The organism is Rhodocyclus gracilis, assembly GCF_009617575.1.
Classification (GTDB): domain Bacteria; phylum Pseudomonadota; class Gammaproteobacteria; order Burkholderiales; family Rhodocyclaceae; genus Rhodocyclus; species Rhodocyclus gracilis.
In genome coordinates, this window is record NZ_WIXJ01000003.1 from 106,355 (window position 1) to 129,369 (window position 23,015).

Annotated in this window: 24 protein-coding genes; 10 read left to right on the forward strand and 14 right to left on the reverse strand. The window is 65.7% G+C overall.

Annotated features, from left to right (window positions below; all coding sequences use genetic code 11):
* Positions 1 to 2 precede the first annotated feature (2 nt).
* From hemW to rph, 3 genes are read right to left on the reverse strand one after another with little or no spacing between them, the layout of a single operon-like run.
* Positions 3 to 1,265 carry a radical SAM family heme chaperone HemW gene (hemW, locus tag GHK24_RS06335; RefSeq protein ID WP_153470730.1) on the reverse strand — a complete coding sequence of 421 codons (1,263 nt, stop codon included), beginning with the start codon at positions 1,263 to 1,265 and terminating at the stop codon, positions 3 to 5.
* Positions 1,265 to 1,870, reverse strand: coding sequence for an RdgB/HAM1 family non-canonical purine NTP pyrophosphatase (rdgB, locus tag GHK24_RS06340; RefSeq protein WP_153470733.1), 606 nt, complete (start codon positions 1,868 to 1,870; stop codon positions 1,265 to 1,267). The genes hemW and rdgB overlap by 1 nt, the downstream gene beginning before the upstream one ends.
* Positions 1,867 to 2,595, reverse strand: coding sequence for a ribonuclease PH (gene rph / locus GHK24_RS06345; protein WP_153470736.1), 729 nt, complete (start codon positions 2,593 to 2,595; stop codon positions 1,867 to 1,869). Before rph ends, rdgB begins: the two co-directional genes overlap by 4 nt.
* A 180-nt stretch (positions 2,596 to 2,775) precedes the next feature.
* Here rph and GHK24_RS06350 point away from each other — a divergent pair, with 180 nt between their 5' ends.
* The 8 genes from GHK24_RS06350 to GHK24_RS06385 all read left to right on the forward strand — a co-directional run bounded on the left by GHK24_RS06350 (position 2,776) and on the right by GHK24_RS06385 (position 11,997).
* Positions 2,776 to 3,642, forward strand: a complete 867-nt coding sequence (locus GHK24_RS06350) for a YicC/YloC family endoribonuclease (RefSeq protein WP_153470740.1) — start codon at positions 2,776 to 2,778, stop codon at positions 3,640 to 3,642.
* Positions 3,643 to 3,992: 350 nt separating this feature from the next.
* Positions 3,993 to 5,534 carry a B12-binding domain-containing radical SAM protein gene (locus GHK24_RS06355; protein WP_194286387.1) on the forward strand — a complete coding sequence of 514 codons (1,542 nt, stop codon included), beginning with the start codon at positions 3,993 to 3,995 and terminating at the stop codon, positions 5,532 to 5,534.
* 258 nt (positions 5,535 to 5,792) lie between these two features.
* Entirely contained in the window at positions 5,793 to 6,401 is a 609-nt protein-coding gene (gene gmk, locus GHK24_RS06360; RefSeq protein ID WP_153470748.1) for a guanylate kinase, read from the forward strand.
* A gap of 18 nt (positions 6,402 to 6,419) precedes the next feature.
* Positions 6,420 to 6,626, forward strand: a complete 207-nt coding sequence (gene rpoZ / locus GHK24_RS06365; RefSeq protein WP_153470752.1) for a DNA-directed RNA polymerase subunit omega — start codon at positions 6,420 to 6,422, stop codon at positions 6,624 to 6,626.
* A gap of 315 nt (positions 6,627 to 6,941) precedes the next feature.
* Positions 6,942 to 9,071 carry a RelA/SpoT family protein gene (locus GHK24_RS06370; protein WP_228384570.1) on the forward strand — a complete coding sequence of 710 codons (2,130 nt, stop codon included), beginning with the start codon at positions 6,942 to 6,944 and terminating at the stop codon, positions 9,069 to 9,071.
* A 6-nt stretch (positions 9,072 to 9,077) separates the two neighbouring features.
* Positions 9,078 to 10,319, forward strand: coding sequence for a D-amino acid dehydrogenase (locus tag GHK24_RS06375; protein WP_153470759.1), 1,242 nt, complete (start codon positions 9,078 to 9,080; stop codon positions 10,317 to 10,319).
* A gap of 26 nt (positions 10,320 to 10,345) precedes the next feature.
* Positions 10,346 to 11,143: an enoyl-CoA hydratase/isomerase family protein gene (locus tag GHK24_RS06380; RefSeq protein WP_153470764.1), complete on the forward strand. Its 798-nt coding sequence runs from the start codon at positions 10,346 to 10,348 to the stop codon at positions 11,141 to 11,143.
* Complete coding sequence (locus GHK24_RS06385; protein ID WP_340666122.1) at positions 11,140 to 11,997, forward strand: TatD family hydrolase; 858 nt, start codon at positions 11,140 to 11,142, stop codon at positions 11,995 to 11,997. The genes GHK24_RS06380 and GHK24_RS06385 overlap by 4 nt, the downstream gene beginning before the upstream one ends.
* Here GHK24_RS06385 and GHK24_RS06390 read toward each other — a convergent pair.
* Positions 11,982 to 13,394, reverse strand: a complete 1,413-nt coding sequence (locus tag GHK24_RS06390) for a TonB-dependent receptor (RefSeq protein ID WP_153470768.1) — start codon at positions 13,392 to 13,394, stop codon at positions 11,982 to 11,984. The genes GHK24_RS06385 and GHK24_RS06390 overlap by 16 nt on opposite strands.
* Positions 13,395 to 13,589: 195 nt before the next feature.
* Between GHK24_RS06390 and GHK24_RS06395 the strand changes: the two genes are divergently transcribed.
* Positions 13,590 to 13,955: a hypothetical protein gene (locus tag GHK24_RS06395; protein WP_153470771.1), complete on the forward strand. Its 366-nt coding sequence runs from the start codon at positions 13,590 to 13,592 to the stop codon at positions 13,953 to 13,955.
* A 163-nt stretch (positions 13,956 to 14,118) separates the two neighbouring features.
* Positions 14,119 to 14,427, forward strand: coding sequence for a hypothetical protein (locus GHK24_RS06400; RefSeq protein WP_153470775.1), 309 nt, complete (start codon positions 14,119 to 14,121; stop codon positions 14,425 to 14,427).
* A gap of 147 nt (positions 14,428 to 14,574) precedes the next feature.
* On the opposite strand, the gene GHK24_RS06405 is transcribed toward GHK24_RS06400, so the two are convergent.
* From GHK24_RS06405 to ccmC, 10 genes are all read right to left on the reverse strand, one after another.
* Positions 14,575 to 15,483 carry a hypothetical protein gene (locus tag GHK24_RS06405; RefSeq protein ID WP_153470780.1) on the reverse strand — a complete coding sequence of 303 codons (909 nt, stop codon included), beginning with the start codon at positions 15,481 to 15,483 and terminating at the stop codon, positions 14,575 to 14,577.
* Between the two features lie 66 nt (positions 15,484 to 15,549).
* Positions 15,550 to 16,338: an ethylbenzene dehydrogenase-related protein gene (locus GHK24_RS06410; protein WP_153470783.1), complete on the reverse strand. Its 789-nt coding sequence runs from the start codon at positions 16,336 to 16,338 to the stop codon at positions 15,550 to 15,552.
* Between the two features lies 1 nt (position 16,339).
* Positions 16,340 to 16,921, reverse strand: a complete 582-nt coding sequence (locus GHK24_RS06415) for a NapC/NirT family cytochrome c (protein ID WP_153470786.1) — start codon at positions 16,919 to 16,921, stop codon at positions 16,340 to 16,342.
* 109 nt (positions 16,922 to 17,030) lie between these two features.
* Entirely contained in the window at positions 17,031 to 18,305 is a 1,275-nt protein-coding gene (ccmI, locus tag GHK24_RS06420) for a c-type cytochrome biogenesis protein CcmI (protein ID WP_153470789.1), read from the reverse strand.
* On the reverse strand, positions 18,302 to 18,826 hold the full coding sequence (locus GHK24_RS06425) for a cytochrome c-type biogenesis protein (RefSeq protein ID WP_153470792.1): 525 nt from the start codon (positions 18,824 to 18,826) through the stop codon (positions 18,302 to 18,304). Before GHK24_RS06425 ends, ccmI begins: the two co-directional genes overlap by 4 nt.
* On the reverse strand, positions 18,823 to 19,407 hold the full coding sequence (locus tag GHK24_RS06430) for a DsbE family thiol:disulfide interchange protein (RefSeq protein WP_153470794.1): 585 nt from the start codon (positions 19,405 to 19,407) through the stop codon (positions 18,823 to 18,825). The genes GHK24_RS06425 and GHK24_RS06430 overlap by 4 nt, the downstream gene beginning before the upstream one ends.
* Positions 19,408 to 19,488: 81 nt before the next feature.
* Complete coding sequence (locus tag GHK24_RS06435; protein ID WP_153470797.1) at positions 19,489 to 21,480, reverse strand: heme lyase CcmF/NrfE family subunit; 1,992 nt, start codon at positions 21,478 to 21,480, stop codon at positions 19,489 to 19,491.
* Positions 21,481 to 21,491: 11 nt separating this feature from the next.
* Positions 21,492 to 21,956 carry a cytochrome c maturation protein CcmE gene (gene ccmE / locus GHK24_RS06440; RefSeq protein WP_153470802.1) on the reverse strand — a complete coding sequence of 155 codons (465 nt, stop codon included), beginning with the start codon at positions 21,954 to 21,956 and terminating at the stop codon, positions 21,492 to 21,494.
* Positions 21,953 to 22,156 (reverse strand): heme exporter protein CcmD, encoded by a 204-nt coding sequence (gene ccmD, locus GHK24_RS06445; RefSeq protein ID WP_153470807.1) that lies wholly within the window; start codon positions 22,154 to 22,156, stop codon positions 21,953 to 21,955. The genes ccmE and ccmD overlap by 4 nt, the downstream gene beginning before the upstream one ends.
* Before the next feature lie 57 nt (positions 22,157 to 22,213).
* The gene (ccmC, locus tag GHK24_RS06450; protein ID WP_153470810.1) at positions 22,214 to 22,966 is read right to left on the reverse strand and encodes a heme ABC transporter permease CcmC; all 753 of its coding nucleotides are present in this window, start codon (positions 22,964 to 22,966) and stop codon (positions 22,214 to 22,216) included.
* Between the last annotated feature and the right edge of the window lie 49 nt (positions 22,967 to 23,015).

The window sequence follows — 23,015 nt, forward strand, 5'->3', positions numbered from 1 at the left end:
GCTCAGTCGTCGCTGAGGAAGCCTTCGAGCAGCCGGTTGAGGAAGCGGCGGCCACGCGCGCTCGGTGCAATGCGTCCGCCGCTGCGTTCCAGCAAGCCCTCCCGCTCCGCCCGCCTGAGCGCCTCCTCGATCTGCGCGAGCGGCAGTGCGCAGCGTTCGGCGAACAGGCTTTCCGCGAAGCCCTCATTGAGGCGCAGCGCGTTCATCATGAATTCGAATGGCCGCTCTGCGGCGGCGACCGTGAATTCTTCGGCCAGTGGCTGGCGGGGAGTGGGGGCATCTGCGCTGCCGCCGGTGCTGGCACGTGCGTCGACCGGCGCCAGTTCGGACAGGTAGCGCGCCGGTTGCGCCCAGCGCACCTGGCGCAGCACGCGTAGCTGGCCGGCGTCATCGAGCGAGCTCAGCTTGCTGTGCGCGCCCGCGCCGATGCCGAGGTAGTCGCCGTAGTGCCAGTAATTGAGGTTGTGCCGGCACTGCCGTCCGGGGCGTGCGAAGGCCGAGGTTTCGTAGTGCGTGAAACCGGCGGCGGCGAGTCGCGCCTCGATGCCCTCCTGCATGGCTGCCGCCGTGTCGTCGTCGGGCAGCACCGGCGGCGCGGCGGCAAAAGCCGTGTGCGGCTCCAGCGTCAGCTGGTAACAGGAAAGATGCGGCGGCGCGAAGGTGAGCGCCGTTTCCAGATCGGCCAGCGCCTCGTCGACACGCTGGCCGGGCAGTGCGTACATCAGGTCGAGATTGAAATTGGCGAAGTGGCGGGCGGCCAGCTCGATGGCGCGACGGGCTTCGTCCTGCTTATGAACGCGGCCGAGCGCCTGTAACTGTGCCGCGGAGAAGCTCTGGATGCCAAGCGACAGGCGATTGACGCCGGCCTCCCGGTAGGCACGAAAGCGCGCCGCCTCCACTGCGCCGGGATTGGCTTCGAGCGTGATCTCCGCGTCGTCGGCCAGCGCGCCCTGTTGGCGCAGTTCGTCGAGCAGGCGATGCACCGCCTCGCCCGACATGAGGCTTGGCGTACCGCCGCCGAAAAACACCGAGCGGATCGGCCGCCCAGCCAGGGCCGGCGCCGCGGCCGTGAAATCGGCGATGAGCGCGGCGACGTACGCTGCCTCGGGAATCGCTTCGCGCACGCCGTGCGAATTGAAGTCGCAGTACGGGCACTTCTTGATGCACCACGGAAAATGTACGTACAGCGAGAGAGGCGGCAGCGGCGTGGTGCCGCCCGCCGTGCTGCGGACGTCTGGTGCGGGAATTTGCCGGCTCGCCGCCATCAGCCGCGTTCGCGCAGGCGTTCGAGGAGACGCGCGAGCGCCTGCCCGCGATGCGAGCGGCGGTGCTTCTCGGCGGCGGGTAATTCGGCGACGCTGGCCTGACACTCGGCGATCCACAGTAGCGGGTCGTAGCCAAAACCGCCGCCGCCGGTTGGCGCCGGTAGAATCTCGCCGATCCACTCGCCTTCGGCGATCAAGGGCTGCGGATCGTCGGCGCTGCGCACAAAGACGATGACGCAGACGAAACGCGCACGCCGCGAGGCCGACGCGTCGCCATTGCTGTGCTGTGCCAGTTCGGCCAGCAGCTTTTCGTTGTTGCGCGCGTCGGACTTCGGTTCGCCGGCGTAACGGGCGGAGTGCACACCGGGGGCGCCGCCGAGTGCGTCGACGCAGAGTCCCGAGTCGTCAGCAAGCGCCGGCAGACCGGTTGCGCGGGCGGCGTGGCGGGCTTTCGCCAGCGCGTTTTCAACGAAGGTCGCGTAGGGCTCTTCGGCTTCGCTGACGCCCAGTTCGCCCTGCGCAATCAGTTCCCAGCCGGCGGGGGCGAGGATCTCGCGCAGCTCGCCGAGCTTTTTCGCGTTGTTGGAGGCGAGAACGAGCTTCATGCTAGCGCGCTCTGGTTCAGGGCGGCGCGTTGCGCGGCGATCAGCTGGGCGATGCCGGTGGCGCCAAGGTCGAGCAGGCAGTCGGCTTCGGCGCGCGAGAAGGGGGCGCCTTCGGCGGTGCCCTGTATCTCGACGATGCCGCCGCTGCCGGTCATGACGACGTTCATGTCGGTATCGCAGTGCGAGTCTTCCGCGTAGTCGAGGTCGAGCACGGGAACGCCATTGAAAATGCCGACCGACACCGCGGCCACCTGATCGCGCAGCGGGCTTGCCGGCAGTTTGCCGCTGGCGACCAGCCCGGCACAGGCGTCGGCGAGCGCCACCCAGGCGCCGGTGATGGCGGCACAGCGCGTGCCGCCGTCGGCTTGCAGCACATCGCAGTCGAGCGTGATCTGGCGTTCGCCGAGCGCGGCGAGATCGACGACGGCGCGCAGCGAGCGGCCGATCAGGCGCTGGATTTCCTGCGTGCGGCCGCTTTGCTTGCCCTTGGCGGCTTCGCGTGCGCCGCGTGTGTGCGTGGCGCGCGGCAGCATGCCGTATTCGGCCGTCACCCAGCCCTGGCCTTTGCCGCGCAGGAAGGGCGGCACGCTCTCTTCAACGCTCGCGGTGCACAAGACGCGGGTATCGCCGATCTCGATGAGTACCGAACCTTCGGCGTGACGGGTGAACTGGCGGGTGAGGCGAAGTGCGCGCAATTGCGCAGGCTGACGTTGGCTGGGACGCATGATTTCCTGTCGTGAGCGAGGAGTGAGTGGTGGCTTGTTGCGTGGAGAAGTGAGCGGCTATTATCCGGCTTCCTGCGCTGCCGTGCGAACGCGTCTGTCGCCTGGCGACGCGGCCTGCTTGGTGCCTGCGCGTGCCTTTTCGTTGCCTCCCTATTTCGTAGCTTCCTTTTCGGATTCCCCATGATTTTCAGCATGACCGGTTACGCCGCGCGCACGCGCGATGTCGAGTGTGGTTCTCTTCATCTGGAGTTGAAGAGCGTCAATTCCCGCTACCTCGATTTCCAGTTCCGCATATGCGAGGAGTTGCGCGTCGCCGAGCCGGCGCTGCGTGAGTTGATCTCGGCGCGCCTGTCGCGCGGCAAGATCGAGTGCCGCCTCAATTTCATCCCGGCGGCGACCAAGGCCGTGCCGCAGGCGTTGAGCGGCGAACTGCTCGCGCGGCTGGCGGATTTCGACGCGCAGGTGCGTGCCGCGCTACCGCACGCCGCGCCGCTGTCGGTCGGCGAGGTGCTGCGCTGGCCGGGCATGTTCGGTGACGATTCGCTCGACGTCGAAGCGCTGGTGCCTGAGGCGCTGGCCTTGCTACGCGAGGCGCTCGACGATTTCACCGCGTCGCGTGAGCGGGAGGGCGCCAAATTGGCCGACGTCATTCGCGAGCGCGTCGCGCGCATTCGCGAGCATGTGCGCCTCGTCACGCCGCTGATTCCGGCGGCGCAGGCGGCGTTTCAGGACAAATTGCGCCAGCGCCTGCTCGACGCGCTCGGCTCGGTCGACGATGAGCGGGTGCGGCAGGAACTCGTTCTGTTCGCCGCACGCATCGATGTGGACGAAGAACTGGCGCGCCTGACGACGCACCTCGACGAGGTCGAGCGCGTACTCAAGGCCGGCGGCGCGACCGGCAAGCGGCTCGATTTCCTGATGCAGGAGCTCAATCGCGAAGCCAATACCCTCGGCTCCAAGTCCGTTCTCAGCGCGGTTTCGCAAACGGCAATGGATCTGAAGCTGCTGATCGAGCAGATGCGCGAGCAGATTCAGAATCTCGAATGAAGTTTCAGGCCGCATGAGGCGGCGAGAATAAAACCACACGAGCCCCGCTTTTCGGGGCTTTTTTGTATCTCGTCCTGCCGTGCGAAATAGATGGTAGATTTGCCGCTGATCAGCCTGCGGGTCCATGTGGCGTGCAGCGTTACGTGAGTTTGTGGCGTTCGCGCCAAGCCTCCAGACGCTCTGTGTTCGGTAGTGATAGCCCCGGCGCCGTGTTACCAATCAATTGTGGAGATTCGTGAGCGGCACCTAAATGTCTTTTGATTGCTCCACCGAACATTACCTTTCAAGCATTTTCGAATCCTTCTGATAACAGCAAGTTCTGGACGCACCCTAATGGCAAACGATATGGGGTGCTGGTTACGGACGTTCCTCTCGGCGTGCTGACAATCAGCGCCTGGCTGAAGGAGAAATGTGCCGCTGAGGTCAGGGTTATCGATTTCAATACGGAAATTCATCACAGTTGGCATGACGCCCATGCGGAATCGTTTCATGAGTGGTTTTGCAGTGTCTTGGCCGCCGTCAAGGAGTCCGGTTTCGTCCCGGATCTGATCGGCTTTTCTTCACTTTTCATTACCGGGTATGAGAATCTTATCGATCTGGCCGGGGTCGCTAAAGAAATGTTCCCCGGGGCGTTCCGGATTTGCGGGGGGAATCTCCCCACGACGATGTACCAGGAGCTGTTCGAGGATGCGCCGGAAGCGTTTGATGCGCTGTGCTTCGGCGAGGGCGAGTTGGCTTTGACAGAGTTGATGGCGGCTGAAGATAAAAAGGCGTATTGCGATCAGTCGAGCCAGTGGATTACCTTGCATAACCTGAAGGCCGGCACGGTGTATCAGCATAAGTTCATCGACGAGCTTGATGAAATACCGTATCTGGATTACTCCTGCATCGCTTTGCAAGATTATCACCGTAACCCAACCATCAAGGCGTACACCTCGGTGGGTGACCGAACCAATTACATTACATTCATGGGCAGTCGGGGCTGCCCGTTTCATTGCACATTCTGCTCTGCTCACGCCGTTCATGGTCGGAAAATGCGCAGTTTTTCCATTCCTCGTATCGAGGCAGAGTTGACAGCCTTGTCGCAAACATATTCGCCAAATATCTTGGTGATTGAAGACGACATGTTCCTTTGGGACAATAACTGGGCGGCCGAAGTCCTCAAGATTGCACAAAAGCTGAATCTGGCCTGTTTTTTTCCGAATGCGCTTGCGCTTTACGCTCTGGATCGTCCGATGCTGGAAGAGCTATACCGGACAGGCGTCAGGCAGCTGCCCCTGGCTGTCGAGTGGGGGAGCGAGCGGGTGCTGAAACAGGCGATGAAAAAGCCGCTCAAGCTATCCATTACCAACCGGGTTGTGCAGGATTGCCACGATCTGGGGATTTATACCGATTGCAATATCATTCTTGGCATGCCCGGCGAGACGCTGGAAGATATCGATGATACGCGGGAGTTCTTGCGTGGTCTGAACGCCAATTGGTATCGGATCAATGTGGCGACACCTCTGGCGGGGAGTGAAATGTATATCAAGGCCAAGGAGGCTGGCTTTATCAAAGGTGATATTCGACTGGCGGGTTATAAAAAATGCGTGGTCGAGACGAACGATTTCTCGCCGGGGCAAATCGAGTCGATTGCCTATGGCATCAACCTTGAAATGAATTTTCTGCACAATACCGATATCAAGTTCGGGAACTATCAGCGCGCGAAAGAAACGTTCGAAAACGTCCTTACCCTGCGCAGTGACCATGCATTGGCCATGCTGAAATTGATCGAATGCAAGGTCGGCCTCGGTCAAGTCGATGATTTGGCGGCAATGCGGCAAAAACTGGCGTTGATGGTACGGGAGAGTCCGTTCTGGACAGAGTACTTTCGGGCGCACAGTCTGCAATGACGGGCGCGTGCTCTGATTGGTGCGCGCAAGAAAATAGTCATATCGACTAGCCCGCGCCGGGGCTCGATGCGCATCCCGTCGCCCGGCGTCTACACGGCTCAGGGGACGGGCTTTCCGAACTGGTAAAATGCCCGCTTTGCGCAAGGAGTCACTTCGTGCGGCTATCTTTTTCAATGGCGGCGGCAGGGGGGCGGTGTTCCTCACCCTGGGCTGCATGCGCGGCAGGTGCGCTGGTTCGGCCGAGGGCAGGAGAGGCTCATGGCCGGTAATCTTTACATCGTCGCCGCGCCGTCGGGGGCGGGCAAGACGACGCTGGTGCGGCTGTTGCTTGAGCGCGATGCGGGTATCCGTTTGTCGGTGTCATTCACGACGCGCGCGCCGCGCGTTGGCGAAGTCGACGGCGTCCATTACAACTTCGTCGACGTGCCGACCTTCCGGGCGATGATCGAGGCGGGGCAGTTCCTCGAGTGGGCAGAGGTGCACGGCAATTTCTACGGCACGTCGAAGCCATGGATCGATGCCGAAATGGCGGCCGGGCGCGACGTGCTGCTGGAGATCGACTGGCAGGGCGCGCAGCAGGTGCGCACGCTCTTTCCCAAGGCGATCGGCGTCTTCATTCTGCCGCCGTCTCTGGAAGAACTGGCGCGTCGCCTGGGGGGGCGAGGTACCGACAGCGCCGAAACGATCGCGCGGCGCCTGGCGGCGGCACAAGAGGAGATGCGCCATGCCGCCGAATTCGACTATGTTATTATTAATCGAGACCTTGCCGACGCTCTTGAAGACTTGGCGTCGGTCGTTCGCTCCTCGCGGCTTGGCTGGCCTGCCCAGTCCGAGCGCCATTCCGGGCTGTTTGCCAGCCTGTTCTGAATTTTCCAAGGTATCGCTATGGCACGAGTAACCGTTGACGATTGTCTGCACCAAATCCCCAACCGCTTTCAGATGACGCTGTCGGCGACGTATCGCGCGCGTCAGATCGCTTCCGGCGCGACGCCGATGGTCGAGCCCGACCGCGACAAACCGACGGTCATTGCCCTGCGCGAGCTGGCGGCCGGCCACTTCGGCGTCGAGATTCTCAACCGGGGACAGGCCTGATCCCGCGGGCGGGCCGCACGGGTAGCGATAATGAACCGGGAAGGTTCCGAACCGCCCCTATCGACTCCGTCCGCCGCGCCTGCCGGGCCGGCCGCTCTTGCTGCGGCCGGCGTTCCTCCTGAGCAGGCTGCTTCTGCTGCACCCGCCGCTTCTGCGCCGGTTCCTGCCACCTCGCCGGCGCCCGCTTCTCCGCCTGCTTCTGAGTCTGTTTCTGCGTCTGTTTCCTCCCCCGCTTCGCCCCTGTCGCCCCAATCTGGCCCGTCGCCGGTAACGCCCGACGGTGCGCTTGATGCTCCCGCTGCCGCAGCGCGGGCCTTGGCGGAAGAAGACCCGGCGTTTCGCGTCTTCATCGACAGCCTCAATTACCTCAAGCCTGACGAAATCGGCCTGATCCGCGAGGCGTACCACTTCAGCCGCATCGCGCACCGGGGCCAGACGCGGTTGTCCGGCGAGCCTTACGTCACCCATCCTCTCGCCGTTGCCGGCGCGCTGGCCGAATGGCACATGGACGCGCAGGCGGTGATCGCCGCCCTGCTGCACGATGTGATGGAGGACACCGAGGTCTCCAAGGCCGAGATCAGCACGCGCTTCGGCAAAGCCGTCGCCGAACTGGTCGACGGCGTCTCCAAACTCGACAAGATCGAGTTCCAGTCGTATCAGGAAGCGCAGGCCGAGAACTTCCGCAAGATGCTGATGGCGATGGCGCGCGACTTGCGCGTCGTGCTGATCAAGCTTGCCGACCGCCTGCATAACTTGCAGACGATGTGCGCCGTGCGCCCCGACAAGCGCCGCCGTATCGCGCGCGAGACCCTGGAAATTTACGCGCCCATCGCCAACCGTCTCGGCCTCAACAAGCTGTTTCGCGAACTTCAGGACATCTCTTTCGCGCACATTCACCCGCAGCGCGCGCTCGTTCTGGGCAAAGCCTTGCGCGCCGCACGCGGCAACCGGCGCGAGCTGCTGACGCGCATCCTCGACGGCATTCGCGGCCGGGCGCGCGAGGCGAATATCGAGGCACAGGTCTTCGGTCGTGAGAAAAGCCTGTATTCGATCTACCGCAAGATGGTGGACAAGCGGCTGTCGTTTTCGCAGGTGCTCGACATCTACGGCTTTCGCGTCATCGTCAAGGACGTGCCGACCTGCTACCTCGCACTGGGCGCGCTACACGCCTTGTACAAGCCGGTGCCGGGAAAATTCAAGGATTACATCGCCATTCCCAAGGGCAATGGCTACCAGTCGCTGCATACGACGCTGATCGGCCCGCACGGCACGCCGATCGAGGTGCAGATCCGCACGCAATCGATGCACCATCTGGCGCAGGAAGGCGTCGCCTCGCACTGGCTCTACAAGGATAGCGAGCAAAGCGGCGCCGACTTGCAGATGCGTACGCACAAATGGCTGCAATCGCTGCTGGAATTGCAAAGCACGACGGGCGATTCGGCCGAGTTCTTCGAGCACGTCAAGGTCGACCTCTTTCCGGACGAGGTCTACGTGTTCACGCCGAAGGGCAAGATCATGGCTTTGCCGCGTGGGGCGACGGCGGTCGACTTCGCCTATTCGGTGCACACCGATATCGGCAATCGCTGCGTCGCCGCGCGCATCAACTACGAGCTGATGCCGCTACGCACCGAGCTGACCAACGGCGATCAGGTCGAAATCGTCACCGCCGCACACGCCAATCCGAATCCAGCCTGGCTCTCGTACGTCAAAACCGGGCGCGCGCGCAGCAAGATCCGGCACTTCCTGAAGACCATGCAGCACGAGGAATCGGCGGCGCTCGGCGAGAGCATGCTCGATCAGGAACTGCGCGGGCTGGGCGTGGCGCCTGCTGAGGTGCCGGTGGTCAGCTGGGAGCGTCTGGTGCGCGAATCCGGCAGCCGCTCGATGAAGGAGGTCTACACCGACATCGGCCTCGGCCGGCGTCTCGCCGCCGTCGTCGCGCGGCGCCTGCTGGCGAACGAGGAGTCGCCGCCGCCCACGGGAGGCGTGCCGCGTGCGTCTCTCGTCATTCGCGGCGCACAGGGCATGGCGGTACAGATCGCGCCGTGCTGTCAGCCGATTCCCGGCGATCCGATCATCGGTTCGATTCGCAAGGGACAGGGCTTGATCGTCCATTCGCACGACTGTCCGACGATCCGCAAGTCGCGCAGCAGCGATCCGAAGAAATGGATCGACGTCGAATGGGCGCCGGAAGCCGGGCGTCTCTTCGAAGTACGCATCCGCGTCACCGTCGAGAACGTGCGTGGTGTGCTCGGTCGCATCGCCACCGCGATCTCGGAGTCGGGCTCGAACATCGAAGGCGTCGGCATGGACGAAAAGACGCCGGGTCTTTATACCGCGCTGCACTTCACCGTACAGGTCGCGGATCGTGTGCATCTGGCTCGCCTCATGCGCAGTCTGCGACGCTTGCAGGAGGTTGTGCGCATCGCCAGGGAGAGAGGTTAAGTCGTCATGAAAGTGCTTGTTCTCGGTGCCGGTGTTGTTGGAGTGACCAGCGCCTGGTATCTGGCCGAAGCCGGGCACGATGTTACCGTCGTCGACCGCCAAGCGGCGGCCGGACTCGAAACCAGCTTCGCCAACGGTGGACAGATTTCCGTTTCGCACGCCGAACCCTGGGCGAATCCGCATGCGCCGGCACTGGCCTTGTCGTGGATGGGGCGAGAAGATGCGCCGCTGCTTTTCCGCCTGCGCTGGGACCCGGCCCTGTTTTCCTGGGGGCTGCGCTTCCTGCGCGAGTGCACGCCGGCGCGGACCCGCGCCAACATCCGCGACATCGTTTCGCTGGCGCTCTACAGCCGCAGCCGTCTGCAAGACCTGCGCGCCGCCACCGGCATCACCTACGACCACCTTGAACGCGGCATCCTGCACATCTACACCGACCGCCGCGATTTTGCCGGCGCGGTCGAAGCGGCGGCCGTCATGCGCGAGTTCGGTTGCGAGCGCAATACGATCGACGCCGACGCCTGCCTCTCCATTGAGCCGACTCTCGCGAAGATTCATCCGCAGATCGTCGGTGGCGACTTCACGCCGGCCGACGAATCGGGCGATGCGCACCGCTTTACGCAAAACCTGGCGGCGCTGGGCGCCGCACGCGGCATCACCTTCCGCTACGGCAAAACCATCGAGCGCCTGGCCTTGGCGGGCGGGCGCATCGCCGGGGTGGTTGCCGATGGCGAGTTGCTGACGGCGGACGCCTACGTCGTTGCGCTCGGCTGCGAGTCGGTCTTCCTCCTGGCGCCGGTGGGCGTGCGCGTGCCGATCTATCCCGGCAAGGGCTACTCGGCGACGATTCCGTTGCGCGACGACAGCGTCGCACCGACCGTCAGCGTGACCGACGACGGCCACAAAATCGTTTTCTCGCGCCTCGGCCAACGCCTGCGCGTCGCCGGAACGGCCGAATTCAACGGCTACGACCGCTCGCTCAACGCCGTGCGTTGCCAGGCCCTGCTTGATCGCACGCTGGAGATATTCCCCGATTTGCGGCCGGCGGGCGAACCCGAGTACTGGACGGGGCTGCGGCCGGTGACGCCGTCCAATCTGCCGATCATCGGCCGGACGCGGGTGCCGAACCTCTACATCAACTCTGGACACGGCACGCTGGGCTGGACGCTGGCCTGCGGGTCGGCGGCGGCGCTTGCCGACCTGCTCAGCGGTCGGCGTCCGGAGGCGGAGTTTCCCTACCTGCGCGGCTAGGTGTCGCGCATTTTTCTGGAGTTCGCATGGCCACCGTTCTCTATGAAGTGCGCGACAGCGTTGCGACGCTGACCCTGAACCGCCCGCAGGCGCTCAATGCCCTTGATCTGGCGATGATCGACGAATTGGCGGCCGCCACGGCGCGGGTCGCCTACGATCCCGCCGTTCGCACCGTGGTCATCGGCGCGGCGGGCGAGCACTTCATGGCGGGCGGCGACCTCAAGTGGTTCCGCGCACAGCTGGCCTTGCCCGCCGCCGAACGGCAGGCGTGCTTTTCCCGGCTGATCGCCGCAGTACACGGCTCCATCGAGCAGATCCGGACGATGGAAAAGCCCGTCCTTGCCTCGGTGCACGGCGCCGTCGCCGGTTTCGGGCTGTCGCTGATGCTGGCGGCCGATCTCGCGCTGGCGGCGGACGACGCCTATTTCACGCTGGCGTATTGCAACATCGGCCTGTCGCCGGATGGCGGCGCCACGTGGTCCTTGCCGCGTCTCGTCGGCGTGCGGCGGGCGATGGAAATTGCCTTGCTTGGCGACCGTTTCGACGCCGCGCGAGCCGCCGAACTGGGGCTCGTCAATCGGGTCGTGGCGCGTGCCGAGCTTGCTGCCGAAACCAGCGCGCTGGCGGCACGGCTCGCCAGCGGGCCAACCGTCGCGCTGGCGCGCACCAAGGCCTTGCTCAACCAGTCGCTGACTCAGCCGCTGTCGGCGCAGCTCTCCGCCGAGCAGCGTGCCTTCGCCGCCTGTGCGGCGGAGGGCGACTTTGCTGCGGGACTCGCGGGCTTTTTCGAACGGCGTCCGCCGCAGTTTTCCGGCAAATCGTGATTTCCGCGCAGGCATCTGGCGGTGGCGAGTGGATCGACACGCATTGCCACCTCGATGCCGCCGAATTCGACGCTGACCGCGCTGCTGTCGTAGCGCGTGCCGTGGCGGGGGGCGTACGTACGCTCGTCGTGCCGGCGGTGGCGGCGGCGAATTTCGCTGCCGTGCGCGCGTGTGCCGATGCCTTCCCCGGCGTGCGGCCAGCGTATGGCATCCATCCTCTCTACGTCGAGCATGCCGCCGAGGCCGATCTCGACACCTTGCGTGAGCGTCTGGTCAGCGAGGCTGGCGCTTCGGCGGCGCCGGTTGCTGTCGGCGAAATCGGTCTTGACGAGTACGTGCCCGGCGTCGACCGTGAGCGGCAGATGGCGTTTTTTGTCGCCCAGTTGAGGATTGCCCGTGCGCTTGGCTTGCCGGTGCTCTTGCATGTACGCCGCGCGCACGACGCCGTGCTCGCCGCCGTGCGCCGGGTGGCGGCCGAGAAGGGCGCGGCGCGGCCGTGGGCGGGGGGCATCGCGCACGCCTTCAATGGTTCGCGGCAGCAGGCCGAGGCGTATATCGCGCTCGGCTTTCGTCTGGGCTTTGGCGGCGTCGTGACGAATCCCCGGGCGCGTCGCATTCGTGCGCTGGCGGCGGAATTGCCGCTTTCGGCCATCGTTCTGGAAACCGACGCGCCCGACATGGCGCCGGTGTTCGCGCACGGTGCGCGTAACGAACCTGCCTATCTGCCGCGTATTGCCGCGACTGTGGCCGAACTGCGCTCTCTGCGTACGGAAGAGCTGGCGCAGGCGACTGCCGCGAATGCGCGGGCGGCGCTGCCGGGGTTGGCCGCCGCGCCTTCCTACTCGGTGTCGTAGCCGAGCAGGCGCGCTTCGATGATGCGCTTCGCGACGGCTTCCGGTACGTCGTTTTCCCATTCGCCGCGACCGCGCCGCAGGCTCGCCTGCACTTCGGTGGCGTCGATATGCAGGCGGCTGTCGTCCAGCGGATGCACGGCGAGGAGTTTGTTGTTCTCGACCAGATGGGCGAGCAGGTAGCGCAGCTTCGGCGGAACCTGCACGTTATCGAGCGTGATCAGCGTTGCATCGCCGCTGCTGGCGCGCGCCGGGTAGACGTACACGTGCGTGCGATCCGGGAAGAGCTTGCCGAAGGCTTCGAGGATGCCGCCTTCGAGCCCCTCGTAGTATTTCTCGTTGAACAGCGAGTTGAAGTCGCGCACCGACAGGACGATGCCGATCGGCTTTTGCGTGTAGCGCCGCAGGTAGGCGCGCAGGCGGAAGAAGCGCAGGTAGTCCGAGATCATCACCGTGAAGCCCTGCGAGGCGAGCAGGTCGATGCGGGCGAGGAAGTCGGCACCGTCGACGTTATCGCCGCTGATCAGCGAGTTCATCGTGATCTCGGCCAGCGAGACGATTTCCTTGTCGCTGACTTCTGCCAACTGGCCGAACTGGCGCTGACCGGCGGCCATCATGTCGATGTTGACGCAGGTCACCGGCTTGAAGCTGCCGCGCATGACCATGACCGGCTTGCGGTGAAAGAGCTCGCCCGGCACGACGACTTCGCCGGCCGGGTTGAAGATCACCGCGCGCGTCAGCCAGCTGCGGATGAGGTGCAGGTTCATCAGGCGGTTTTCGACTTCTTCGAAGTAGGGGCCGGAGAAGTCGATGAGGTCCACCTCGATCCGCTCGGAGCCAAGGCCGTCGGCTAGTCCTTCGACGATCCATTCGGGGTGGTCGTGGTGGAAGAAGGCGCCGTGAATGAGGTTTACGCCGAGAATGCCCAGCGCTTCGCATTGCTGGGTGTTCTCGTGGTCGAGCATGCGCACATGCAGGATGACGTCCGAGGGCTCGGCGCCCGGATGCAGTTGCAGGCGGATGCCGACCCAGCCGTGGCATTCATTCTTCTGCTTGAAGCTGCGCGCCGTGACGGTGGCGGCGTAGGCGAAGAAAGTCGTGTTCTTCGGGCGCACGTGCGCCAGCCGGGCGACGACCTGGGTGAATTCCTTGTCCAGCATTTGCACCAGTCGCGCCCGGCTGACGTAGCGGTCGACTTGCCCGTAGATGTCGTCGCTGACCGCCATGTCGTAGGCCGACATGGTTTTGGCGACGGTGCCCGCCGCTGCACCCGCCTGGAAAAAGCGGCGCGCGACTTCCTGCCCGGCGCCGATTTCGACGATCGATCCGTACTTGTAACGGTCGAGATTGACGGTCAGGGCTTTCTGGTCGGTGGTGAGCGAGGCGTCTCGTTTGAGCATGGCGATCTCTGGCGCAAAAGAAGGGTGGGCGAGGGAAAAAACCGGCGCGGTGCTTGACGCCGCTGGCGGCTCGTGGGAATTGTCGACGCGCGCCACCGATGGCGCAGTGTACGCGTCTGCGTCGTCGCTGACGACCAGCGGCGTGTGCACGTGCAGCAGTGTGCGACGAAGGGGCTTTGAACAATGCAATCGGTGATGGTTCTCGCGTTACTCGGCAGTTCGGCGGCGCTCGGCCTCTGGCTGGGGATTCAGTACCTGCGGCGCGTGCGCAGCAAGCCGCTCCTGATCGGCTTGCATTTGATCCTCGGCGGTGCCTCGATGGAAGGCACCGTGATGCTGCGCGGCACGCTCGCCGATGGCGGCGGCTCGCTGGCCGGCGTGGTTTCGGCGGTGACGCTCGGCAACGCCGTCGCCGTGTTGCTGTTTACGGCGATGCTGTCCGGCCTGCTGACGCCCTTGATCGCGCAGCACGCGCCGCGCAAGATCACCAGCGTGGCGCTGGCGACGCACGCCGCCGTCGGCGCGCTGGGTTTCCTGCTCTTCATCGCCTGGGCGTTGTGATGCGTCGCGGCGCTTGCGGGCCACGCGTCGCGCTCCCGCGCTGTGCTGCCTTGCGCGATGCTGTACGCTGTTGCGGAGGATCGCGAGGGGCTGGCTGTCCCACACGCCCCATTGCTCCTGTCGCCCCTTTTGATTGCCGATTTACGGAAAGGCCGTATTCCTCATGACGTCTCCCGTTGCCCCGAGCGGGCCGCTTGCCAAAGCACTCGCTGCCGTCATTCTTGCCGTGTTGTTGGTCGTCGGCGCCATGTTTTCGCTGGTGCTGATTGCGCTCGTGCCGCTTCTGGTCGCTATCGTCGGCGGCTGGTTCTGGTGGAAGACGCGCGCCCTGCGTGCCTTGGTGCGCGAACAGGCGGCGGCCGGGCTGGGGGAGCGCCCCTTTGAGAGCGGCGGCGACATCATCGAGGGTGAGGCTGTCGTCGTGCCTGACGAGGCGCGGCGCGACACGTCCTTGCCACCGCCGGCCCGCTAACCTATCTGCCGCTGCCGCTGCCGCTGCCGCTGCCGCTGCCGCTATCCGCTATCCGCTATCCGCTATCCGCGCGCCGTAGCGGCGACCTTTTGGCTTGGGCGGGCATTTTCTCGGTGCTCTTCGCGCACCGTCGCGTGGGCTGACGCGTCAGTCGGCCAGCAGGCGCTTTACCGCGTCGACGACCGCGGCGCGAATCGCGTCCTGCCGCTGCGGGTTGGTCGCGCCACACAGGTGGGCGCACAGGGCGTCGCTTGGCGCTTCGAAGTCGCAGTGACTGGCATGCTCGATGAAGCGAGCTTCGCGCAGGTCGGCGAAGGCGGTGTTCCAGGTGTCGGCGATGCGTAGCACATTGCACGCCGAGGGCGGGCCGTAGATCAGTACGGTGGGAATCGCTAAACGGCGGGCGACGACAAGCCCTTCGCCGCCGGCAAAATCAATCGGATCAAGCCCGACATAAGCGACCACTCCCGGGCGCTCGGCGGCGAAGAGCGCCGCCAGCGCGCCGGCGGAATAGCCGAGCAGGACGACGCGCGGCGCGGCAGCGGACTTCGCTTTTCCGCTTTCGCCGGCGGCGGTGAGATCGAGCCTCGCCGCAACGGCCCCTGCGTGGGGCACCGGAAGGGGCGGGGAAAACCGACCCCGCTCGATCAAGGCCACCAGTTCGCCGAGTGCTTCGCCGTTGTCGCGGGCGCTGACGCTGTAGGGCAGATCGCTGGCGATGGCGAGAAAGCCGGCTTCCGCCAGGCTTCGCGCGTGGCCGGCCATGGCGTGACGCGAGCGCATGAAGCCGTGCGCGAGGACGACGACCCCACGCGCAGCGGCGGCAGCGCGGTCTTCTGCGTCCTGTGCGCCACTCTCGGCGACGGCACCCGGCGTGCCGAGCGGGCGCGGACGCTCGCGCCAATAGAGGTCGATCTGGACGGGCCGCCCGGTCAGCGTCGGGGTTTGCGTGGCTTTGACGACCGTCGGCGCTGGCTCGGTCACCGGCTCCGCGAGTGCCAGCGGAGCGACGGCGGCGAGGCAGAGAAGAAGGATCGCCCGCAGGGCGCGGCTCATGTGCGCGTTGCTTGAAGGTGCAGAGCGTCGTTGAGGGCCGCTGAAGGCCGCCAAGCCTTACGGCGCCTACTGCTTGACGGCCTGCACGTCGCCAGCGGCGCCAAGGCCCAGACGGTAGCCGAGTGAGACGTAGTGCATGCGGCCCGCCGCGCGGTTGGCGTGTACGGCGATGCCGAAGGGGATGCTGCGGCCTTCGGCCACCGGCCCGGAGAGCGTGCGCGTAAAGGTGACGGTGACCGTATCGCCCCTGCGCGCCGACTCGACCTTGACGCCGGCCGGTAGCGTACTGGCGCCTTTGCCGCTCTTCCATTGCAGCAGTTCGAAGCTGCCGGCGGCGACGTACTTGCCCTTGTTGGCTGCGTTGGGCATGCCGCGCAGGTCGTTGTGGCAACTCGTCCAGCAGCCGGCTTGCGCGGCCTGCGGCACTTTGTCGTCGAGCAGCATCAGCGCGGCCTTGAGGTCGTTCGCCGTATCGCTGCCGGGCTTGGCGTCGGCGGGCGGCGTGAAGGCGAGGCGAACGTAGAGGGCGTCCTTGTCGTAGGCGGCCTGCACGCTTACCGGGAAGCTGACGGTCGCCGGCAGGGCGCTGGCGTCGGGTTCACGCGGCGCCAGTCGTTTCGCCGTGAAGTCGAGTCCGCCTTTCATCTCGTGGCAGACGATGCACGGCTGGCCTTTCTTGACACTGCCCGCGCCGAGGTGGCGGCTGGGGGTGCTGATCCACTCGAAGGAGGTGGCGCCGGCGTGGAAGACGCTGATGCTGCGTACCGGCACCTTGTTCCAGTCGGGGGCCGCCAGCACGCTGGCGCTGCCGACGAGCAAGGGCACGCAGAGGGCGAGTGGGAGGGGCGATCTCATGTCAGTCTCCTTCAGGCATGTTGTCCGGCAGATGGTGGGCGATGCCTTTGTGGCAATCGATGCAGGTGCGGCCATCTTCGCCAATCAGCGCGTGCATGGCGGTGGCGCGGGGCGTCTGCTTCTCGGCCGACATGCCGTCGACGGTGTGGCAGTTGCGGCATTCGCGCGAGTCGTTGGCCTTCATGCGCGCCCACTCGTGCTGCGCCAGTTCAAGGCGGCGGGCGGCGAATTTCTCCGGCGTGTCGAGGCTGCCGGTGATCTTGCCCCACAGCTCGGCGCTCGATTTCACCTTGGTTTCGAGCTTCGGCAACAGTTGCTTGGGGATGTGACAGTCAGCGCAGTGCGCGCGCACGCCGCTACGGTTGCTGTAGTGCGGGCTTTGCTGGTATTCGGCGACCGGCGTCTGCATCTCATGGCAGGAATTGCTGCAAAACTCCGGACTGCTGGTGGCCTCGAAGGTGAGATGCGTACCAGCGATGAGGGCAAGGCCGAGAACGATGCCGACGAGCAGCAGCGTCAGCACCGAGAAACGGGAGGATGGGCGTATCAGGCTCGCCCAAAAGCCGCTCTTTTCCTGAAACATGGTGTGGCTCCTGTCTGGGGTGCCACGGCGCCACGAGCGCCGGACAGTGCCTCAGTCTAGAGCAGGGGGCCGGGCGCGGCCTTGATCCAGGGCGGTTGCCGCACGCGCCTCAGGGTTCGATCTGGTCGATCACCAGATGCACGGTGCCGCCGTCGGTGCGCACGCCCTTGAGGCGCCCGTAGAGATCGCCGCTGCTGCTTTGCGCGCGGCCGGAACGGGCGATGCGCGCTTCGACGATGACGCTGGCGACGTCCGAGATGTGTCGTCCGCCGGGCAGCGCTGCCGCGTCGTCGAGGCGGAAGTGCAGCGGCAATTCACTGACCTTGCCGCGCAGGGCGGCGAGGGGCTGCCGCTCGCCATCTTCGGCGCGGGCGAAGACAAAAATCACGTCGTCGGGTTTGACGCGTCCGGCGAGTGCCGGCGCCAGCGTGACATCGCCGGCTACACTGCCGTGGCCAGCTTGCGCGTCTTTGCCCGCCGCGTGCGGAGCCGTCGCCTTTTTGTCTTTGCCGGCGTCGCTGCTGGCGGGGGCGGCCGAGGATGCGCCGGCAGCGGCCACGGCGCGTGCCTTGGCGACGGCGGCGGCGAGCGTCTTGGCTTCTTCGGCGTTCGGGTCGATTTGCGTCAGCAGGCGCTGCCAGTAATTGGCGGCGTCCTCGAAGCGGCGCTCTTCGCTGGCGATGGCACCTGCCAGAAGCAGCGTTTGCGGCTCGTCCGGGTCGAGTTTGAGGGCTTTTTCGATCAGTTCCTTCGGCCGGCCGAGCAGGCTGCCATCGGCGATCTGCGCCAGCGTTTCGGCGTAGTCGGCCAGCAGCGGTGCGCTGGTGTCGACCAGACGCGAGGCCCGCGAATAGGCGGCGGCGGCTTCGGTGAAGCGGCCGAGCGCCTTGTACGAGCGCGCCAGCGTCACCCAGCCGTCGGCGTCGTCGGGTTTGTCCTTGAGGCGGGCAGCGAGCGTCTCGACGAGCGCCTGCACCTGCTGTTCGCCGGCGCGGGAAGCCGGTTGCGTCAGTTGCGGATCGAGCGCGCGCGGTTCGCCGAGCAGGGCGTAGCCGGCGGCGGTGGCAATCGGCACGGCAAGGAGGATGGCCAGCGCGGTCTTGCGTCCGCCCGCTGCGGCGGTGGGCGCCTCTTCGGTGCCCGTTTCGTCGAGCAGGCGACGCTGCAACTCGCTGCGCGCCTGTGCGAAATCGGCAGCGGAGAGCGTGCCTTCGCTGCGCTCCTGTTCGAGGTCGGCCAGTTGGTCGCGCAGGATGGCGAGGTTGGCGCTGCGCCGGTCGGAGGCGTCGCTGGCGGCGCGCTGGCGCGGTCGCAGCAGGGGAATGGCGAGAATAAGGAGAACGGCGACGAGCAGCGCCGCCGCGAGGAGGATGAATTCGGTCATGGGGTCGGGCCGGCGGATTCGTGCGGGGCGGGGGCGTTGGCCGGCGTCGTCGGCGCCGCGTTTAACAGGGCGTTGGCACGCTGGGCTTCGTCGGCGGAGAGGGTATCGCGGGCGATGAGGCGGTTGCGCTGGCGCAGGGTGCGGAAGAGTGCGAGGAGGCCGATCAGCAGGAGCAGCACCGGGCCGAACCAGAGCAGCAGCGTCGTGCTTTTGACCGGCGGCCGGTAGCGGACGAAGTCACCGTAGCGGCTGACCATGAAGTCCATGATCTCGGCGTCGCTCTTGCCCTCGTTGATCAGACCGCGAATTTCGCGGCGCAGATCGTTGGCGAGTTCAGCTTGCGACGCGGCGAGGGTTTCGTTCTGGCAGACGAGGCAGCGCAGCTCTTCCGAGATGGCGAGCAGGCGCTTTTCGACGGCTTCGTTGGCGGCCAGCGGCGCCGCCTCATTGGCCTGAACGTTCGCGCCGAGCGGCGAAAGCAGGCTCAGCGCGCAGAGCAGGGGGAGCAGCCAGCGCTTCATTTCGACAGCTCCGCGACGAGCGGCAGGATCTTGCCGGTGATCGCCTCTTGCGTCAGCGGGCCGGTGTATTTGAAGCGGATGAGGCCCGCCTTGTCGATGACGTAGGTTTCGGGCACGCCGTAGACGCCGTAATCGATGCCGACGCGGCCATCGAGGTCGAGTGCGGTGAGGGTGTAGGGGTTGCCACGGCTTTCCAGCCAGCCGTTGGCGCGCTCGCGGGCGAGCTTTTCTTCCTCGTCGGCGCCGATGCGGCTCATGTCGACGCCGCCGTCACCGCGCAATTCCTTGTAGTTGAGGCCGATCAGCGGCACGGTCTGCGACTTGCCGAGTTCGACGAGCACCGGGTGCTCCTGACGGCAGGTGACGCACCAGGAGGCCCAGACGTTCAGCAGCCAGACCTGACCGTGCAGATCGCGCGGCGAGAAGGTCTTGTCGGGCGCACCGAGTTGCTTCAGCGTGAAATTCGGCGCCGGCTTGCCGATCAGCGGCGAGGGCACGTCACGCGGATTGAGCGTCAGGCCGACGCCGAGCAGGACGATGAGGACGATAAAGCCGATCAGCGGCCAGAGGAACTTGTTCATGCGGAAAATCTCCTGAAGCGAGCGTGGCGGCAAGGCGCTGTGCCGGCGGTCGTGCGCGGAGGCAAGAGCGTTGCCGTCATCTCAGGCGCGTTGCAGCAGAGTGTCGGCTGCCGGCGTGCTGGCGCGGGCGCGCACGCGGTAGCGACGGTCGAGCATGGCGAGCAGGCCGCCCAGCGCCATCAGCGCGCAGCCGCCCCAGATCCAGTCGACGAACGGTTTGTAATAGACACGGACGGCCCAGGCGCCTTCCGGGTTGTTGCGGTCGATCGGTTCGCCGAGCGAGACGTATACATCGCGCAGGAAGCCGGTATCGATGGCGGCCTCGGTCATCGGCATGGCCGACGAGGCGTAGGCGCGTTTCTCCGGCGTCAGCGTGCGCAGCACCTTGCCGTCGCGCGAGAGTTCAAGGTTGCCGGCCAGCGCCATGTAGTTGGGGCCGCGAACCTGCGTGACGCCCTTGAAAGTGAAGGTATAACCGGCCACCGTGACGGTATCGCCGACATCCATGCGTACGTCTTTTTCCAGCTCGTAGCCCTTGACCATGGTGACGCCGACGACGAAGACGGCGATGCCAAGATGCGCCAGTTGCATGCCGTAGAAGCTGCGCGGCTGGCGGGCCAGCGCGGCACCGAGTGAGCCGCTACCGCGGGTCGCCTGCGCACGCTGGAAGATGCCGAGCGCTACGGTGAGGGCAATCCAGGCGGCGAGCAGCAGGCCGAGCGCGACCAGCGGCGACCACGTGCCGTAGAGGAAGGGAATGGCGATGCCGACGACGGCGGCGACGGCAAAGGCGACGCGCAGCGTGCGGGCGATTTCAGCCGCCGAGGCGTTCTTCCAGCGGGCGAAGGGGCCGACCCCCATGAGGAAGAGCGCCGGCGCCATCAGCGGCGCGAAGACGGTGTTGAAGTACGGCGGGCCGACCGACAGCTTGCCGACGCCGAGCGCATCGACGGCCAGCGGGTAGAGCGTGCCGAGCAGCACCGACGCGCAGGCGACGACGAGCAGCACGTTGTTGGTGAGCAGCAGCGATTCGCGCGAGAAAAGTCCGAAGCGTCCGCCCAGCCCGACCTTCGGCGCGCGCCAGGCAAACAGCGCCAGCGAGGTGCCGATGACGGCAACGAGGAAGCCGAGGATGAAGATGCCGCGCGCCGGATCGGTGGCGAAGGCGTGCACCGACGTCAGTACGCCCGAGCGGACGAGGAAGGTGCCGAGCAGCGAGAGCGAGAAGGCGGCAATCGCCAGCAGCACCGTCCAGTTCTTGAAGCTGCCGCGTTTTTCGGTGACGGCCAGCGAGTGCACCAGCGCCGTGCCGACGAGCCAGGGCATGAACGAGGCGTTCTCGACCGGATCCCAGAACCACCAGCCGCCCCAGCCGAGTTCGTAGTACGCCCACCACGAGCCGAGGGCAATGCCGATGGTCAGGAAGACCCACGCGGCAGTCGTCCACGGCCGCGACCAGCGCGCCCAGGCGGCGTCGAGGTTGCCCGAGAGCAGCGCGGCGACGGCGAAGGCGTAGGCCACCGAGAAGCCGACGTAGCCCATGTACAGCATCGGCGGGTGAATGACGAGTCCGGGGTCCTGCAGCAGCGGGTTGAGGTCGCGCCCTTCATCGGCGCCCGGCAGCAAGCGGTCGAAGGGGTTCGAGGTGATCAGGATGAAGAGCAGGAAGCCGGCGGCGACGAGGCCGAGCGTACCGAGAACGCGCGCGCGCATGTTGTCGGGCAGTTGCCGCGAAAAAAGCGCGACGGCCAGCGTCCACAGCACCAGCATCATCAGCCACAGCAGCAGCGAGCCTTCGTGTCCGCCCCAGACGCCGGCGACGCGGTAGGCCAGCGGCAGCAGCGAGTTGGAGTGCTCGGCGACGTAGCGCACCGAGAAGTCGTTGTTCACGAACGCCGAGGTCAGACAGCCGTAGGCGACGAAAATCAGGATGGCCTGCGCCACGGCGGCTGGCTGTGCCAGCGAAATCCACGCGGCGCGCTGGCGATGCGCGCCGATCAGGGGGAGGGTGCCGAGGATCAGCGACACGCAGAGCGCGGCGATCAGGGCGAAATGACCTAGTTCTGGAATCATGCGGCGTCCGGTTACTGTTTCAGGGTGTGCGCGGCTTTTTCGTTGATCTCGCGGCTGCCGGCGTCATTGATCGCTTTGGTAGCCTCCGGCGGCATGTAGTTCTCGTCGTGCTTGGCGAGGACTTCGCTGGCGACGAAGAGGCCGTCGGCACCGAGTTTGCCTTGCGCGACGACGCCTTTGCCTTCGCGGAAGAGGTCGGGAAGGATGCCCTTGTAGGCGACGGTCATGTCCTTGACCGTGTCGGTGATGACAAAGCGCACGGTGACGCCGTCAGCGTCGCGCGACAGCGAGCCTTCCTTGACGAGGCCGCCGACGCGGAACAGGCGATCCTTCGGCGCTTCGCCGGTGGCCACCTGCGTCGGCGAGAAGAAGAAGACCAGATTGCTCTGGAAGGCGTTCAGCACCAGCGCGGCGGCGATGCCGAGCACGGCGAGGCCGCCGACAATCAGGGCGATACGTTGTTGACGGGCTTTCATGCGCGGCTCCTCGGGGCTTGGCCGGTGCTGCGTCCGTCGGCGGCCAGTTGGCGGCGGATCTGCGCGATCAGGGTGCGTTGGCGGCGGGCGAGGAGAACAGGTTCGAGCGCCATGACGAGCGCCGTCGCCGCGACCGAGCCCCAGACGTAGAGTCCGTAGCCACCCATTGCCAGAAATTCGGAAAAACTGTTCCAGACCATCGTGCCGGTTTCCTTGTCAGCGGGCGGCAGAAAACCGCCCGGTGTGTCTCGTGTCGTCTAGCGGGCTGCCGACGTCAGGCGCTGGCGGACCCATTCGGTGCCGCGTTCGCGTTCGAGGATGATCGAGCGTACGCGCATCAGCGCGACGGCGATGCTGTACATCCAGAAGGCCAGCGCGCAGAGCAGCATGCCCCAGAGCATCGTCGTCGCCATCGACGGCGATTTGCTAAGACTGACGGAGGCACCCTGATGCAGGGTATTCCACCATTTCACCGAGAAATAAATGATCGGGATGTTCACCGCACCCACCAGCGCGAGAATGGCGCCGGCCTTGTCGGCGCGGCGCGGATCGTCGATCGCCGCCTGCAGCGCGATGAAGCCGATGTAGAGGAAGAAAAGGATCAGTTCGGAGGTCAGCCGCGCGTCCCACACCCACCAGGCGCCCCACATCGGCTTGCCCCAGAAGGCGCCGGTCCACAGCGCGAGGAGGGTGAGCAGCGCACCGGTCGGCGCCAGCGCGCTGGCCATCATGCCCGACAGACGCGTCTTGTAGATCAGGCCGATCGCCGCCCAGAAGGCCATCACCAGATAGATGAACATCGACATCCACGCGGCCGGCACGTGCAGGAAGATGATGCGATAGCCCTCCCCCTGCTGCGCGTCGGTCGGCGCGACGAAGAAGCCGATATACAGGCCGGCGGCGCCCAGTACGGCGGCAAGCGCCCAGAACCAGGGAATCATCTTGCCGGCAAGCGGGTAGAAGCTTTGCGGTGAAGCGAATTTGAACCAGTTGAGCAGACCGTTGTTCATTGCATCCTTACCTGCACTTGAGGCGAAGTGGCGAAGTGCGTCGCCGATG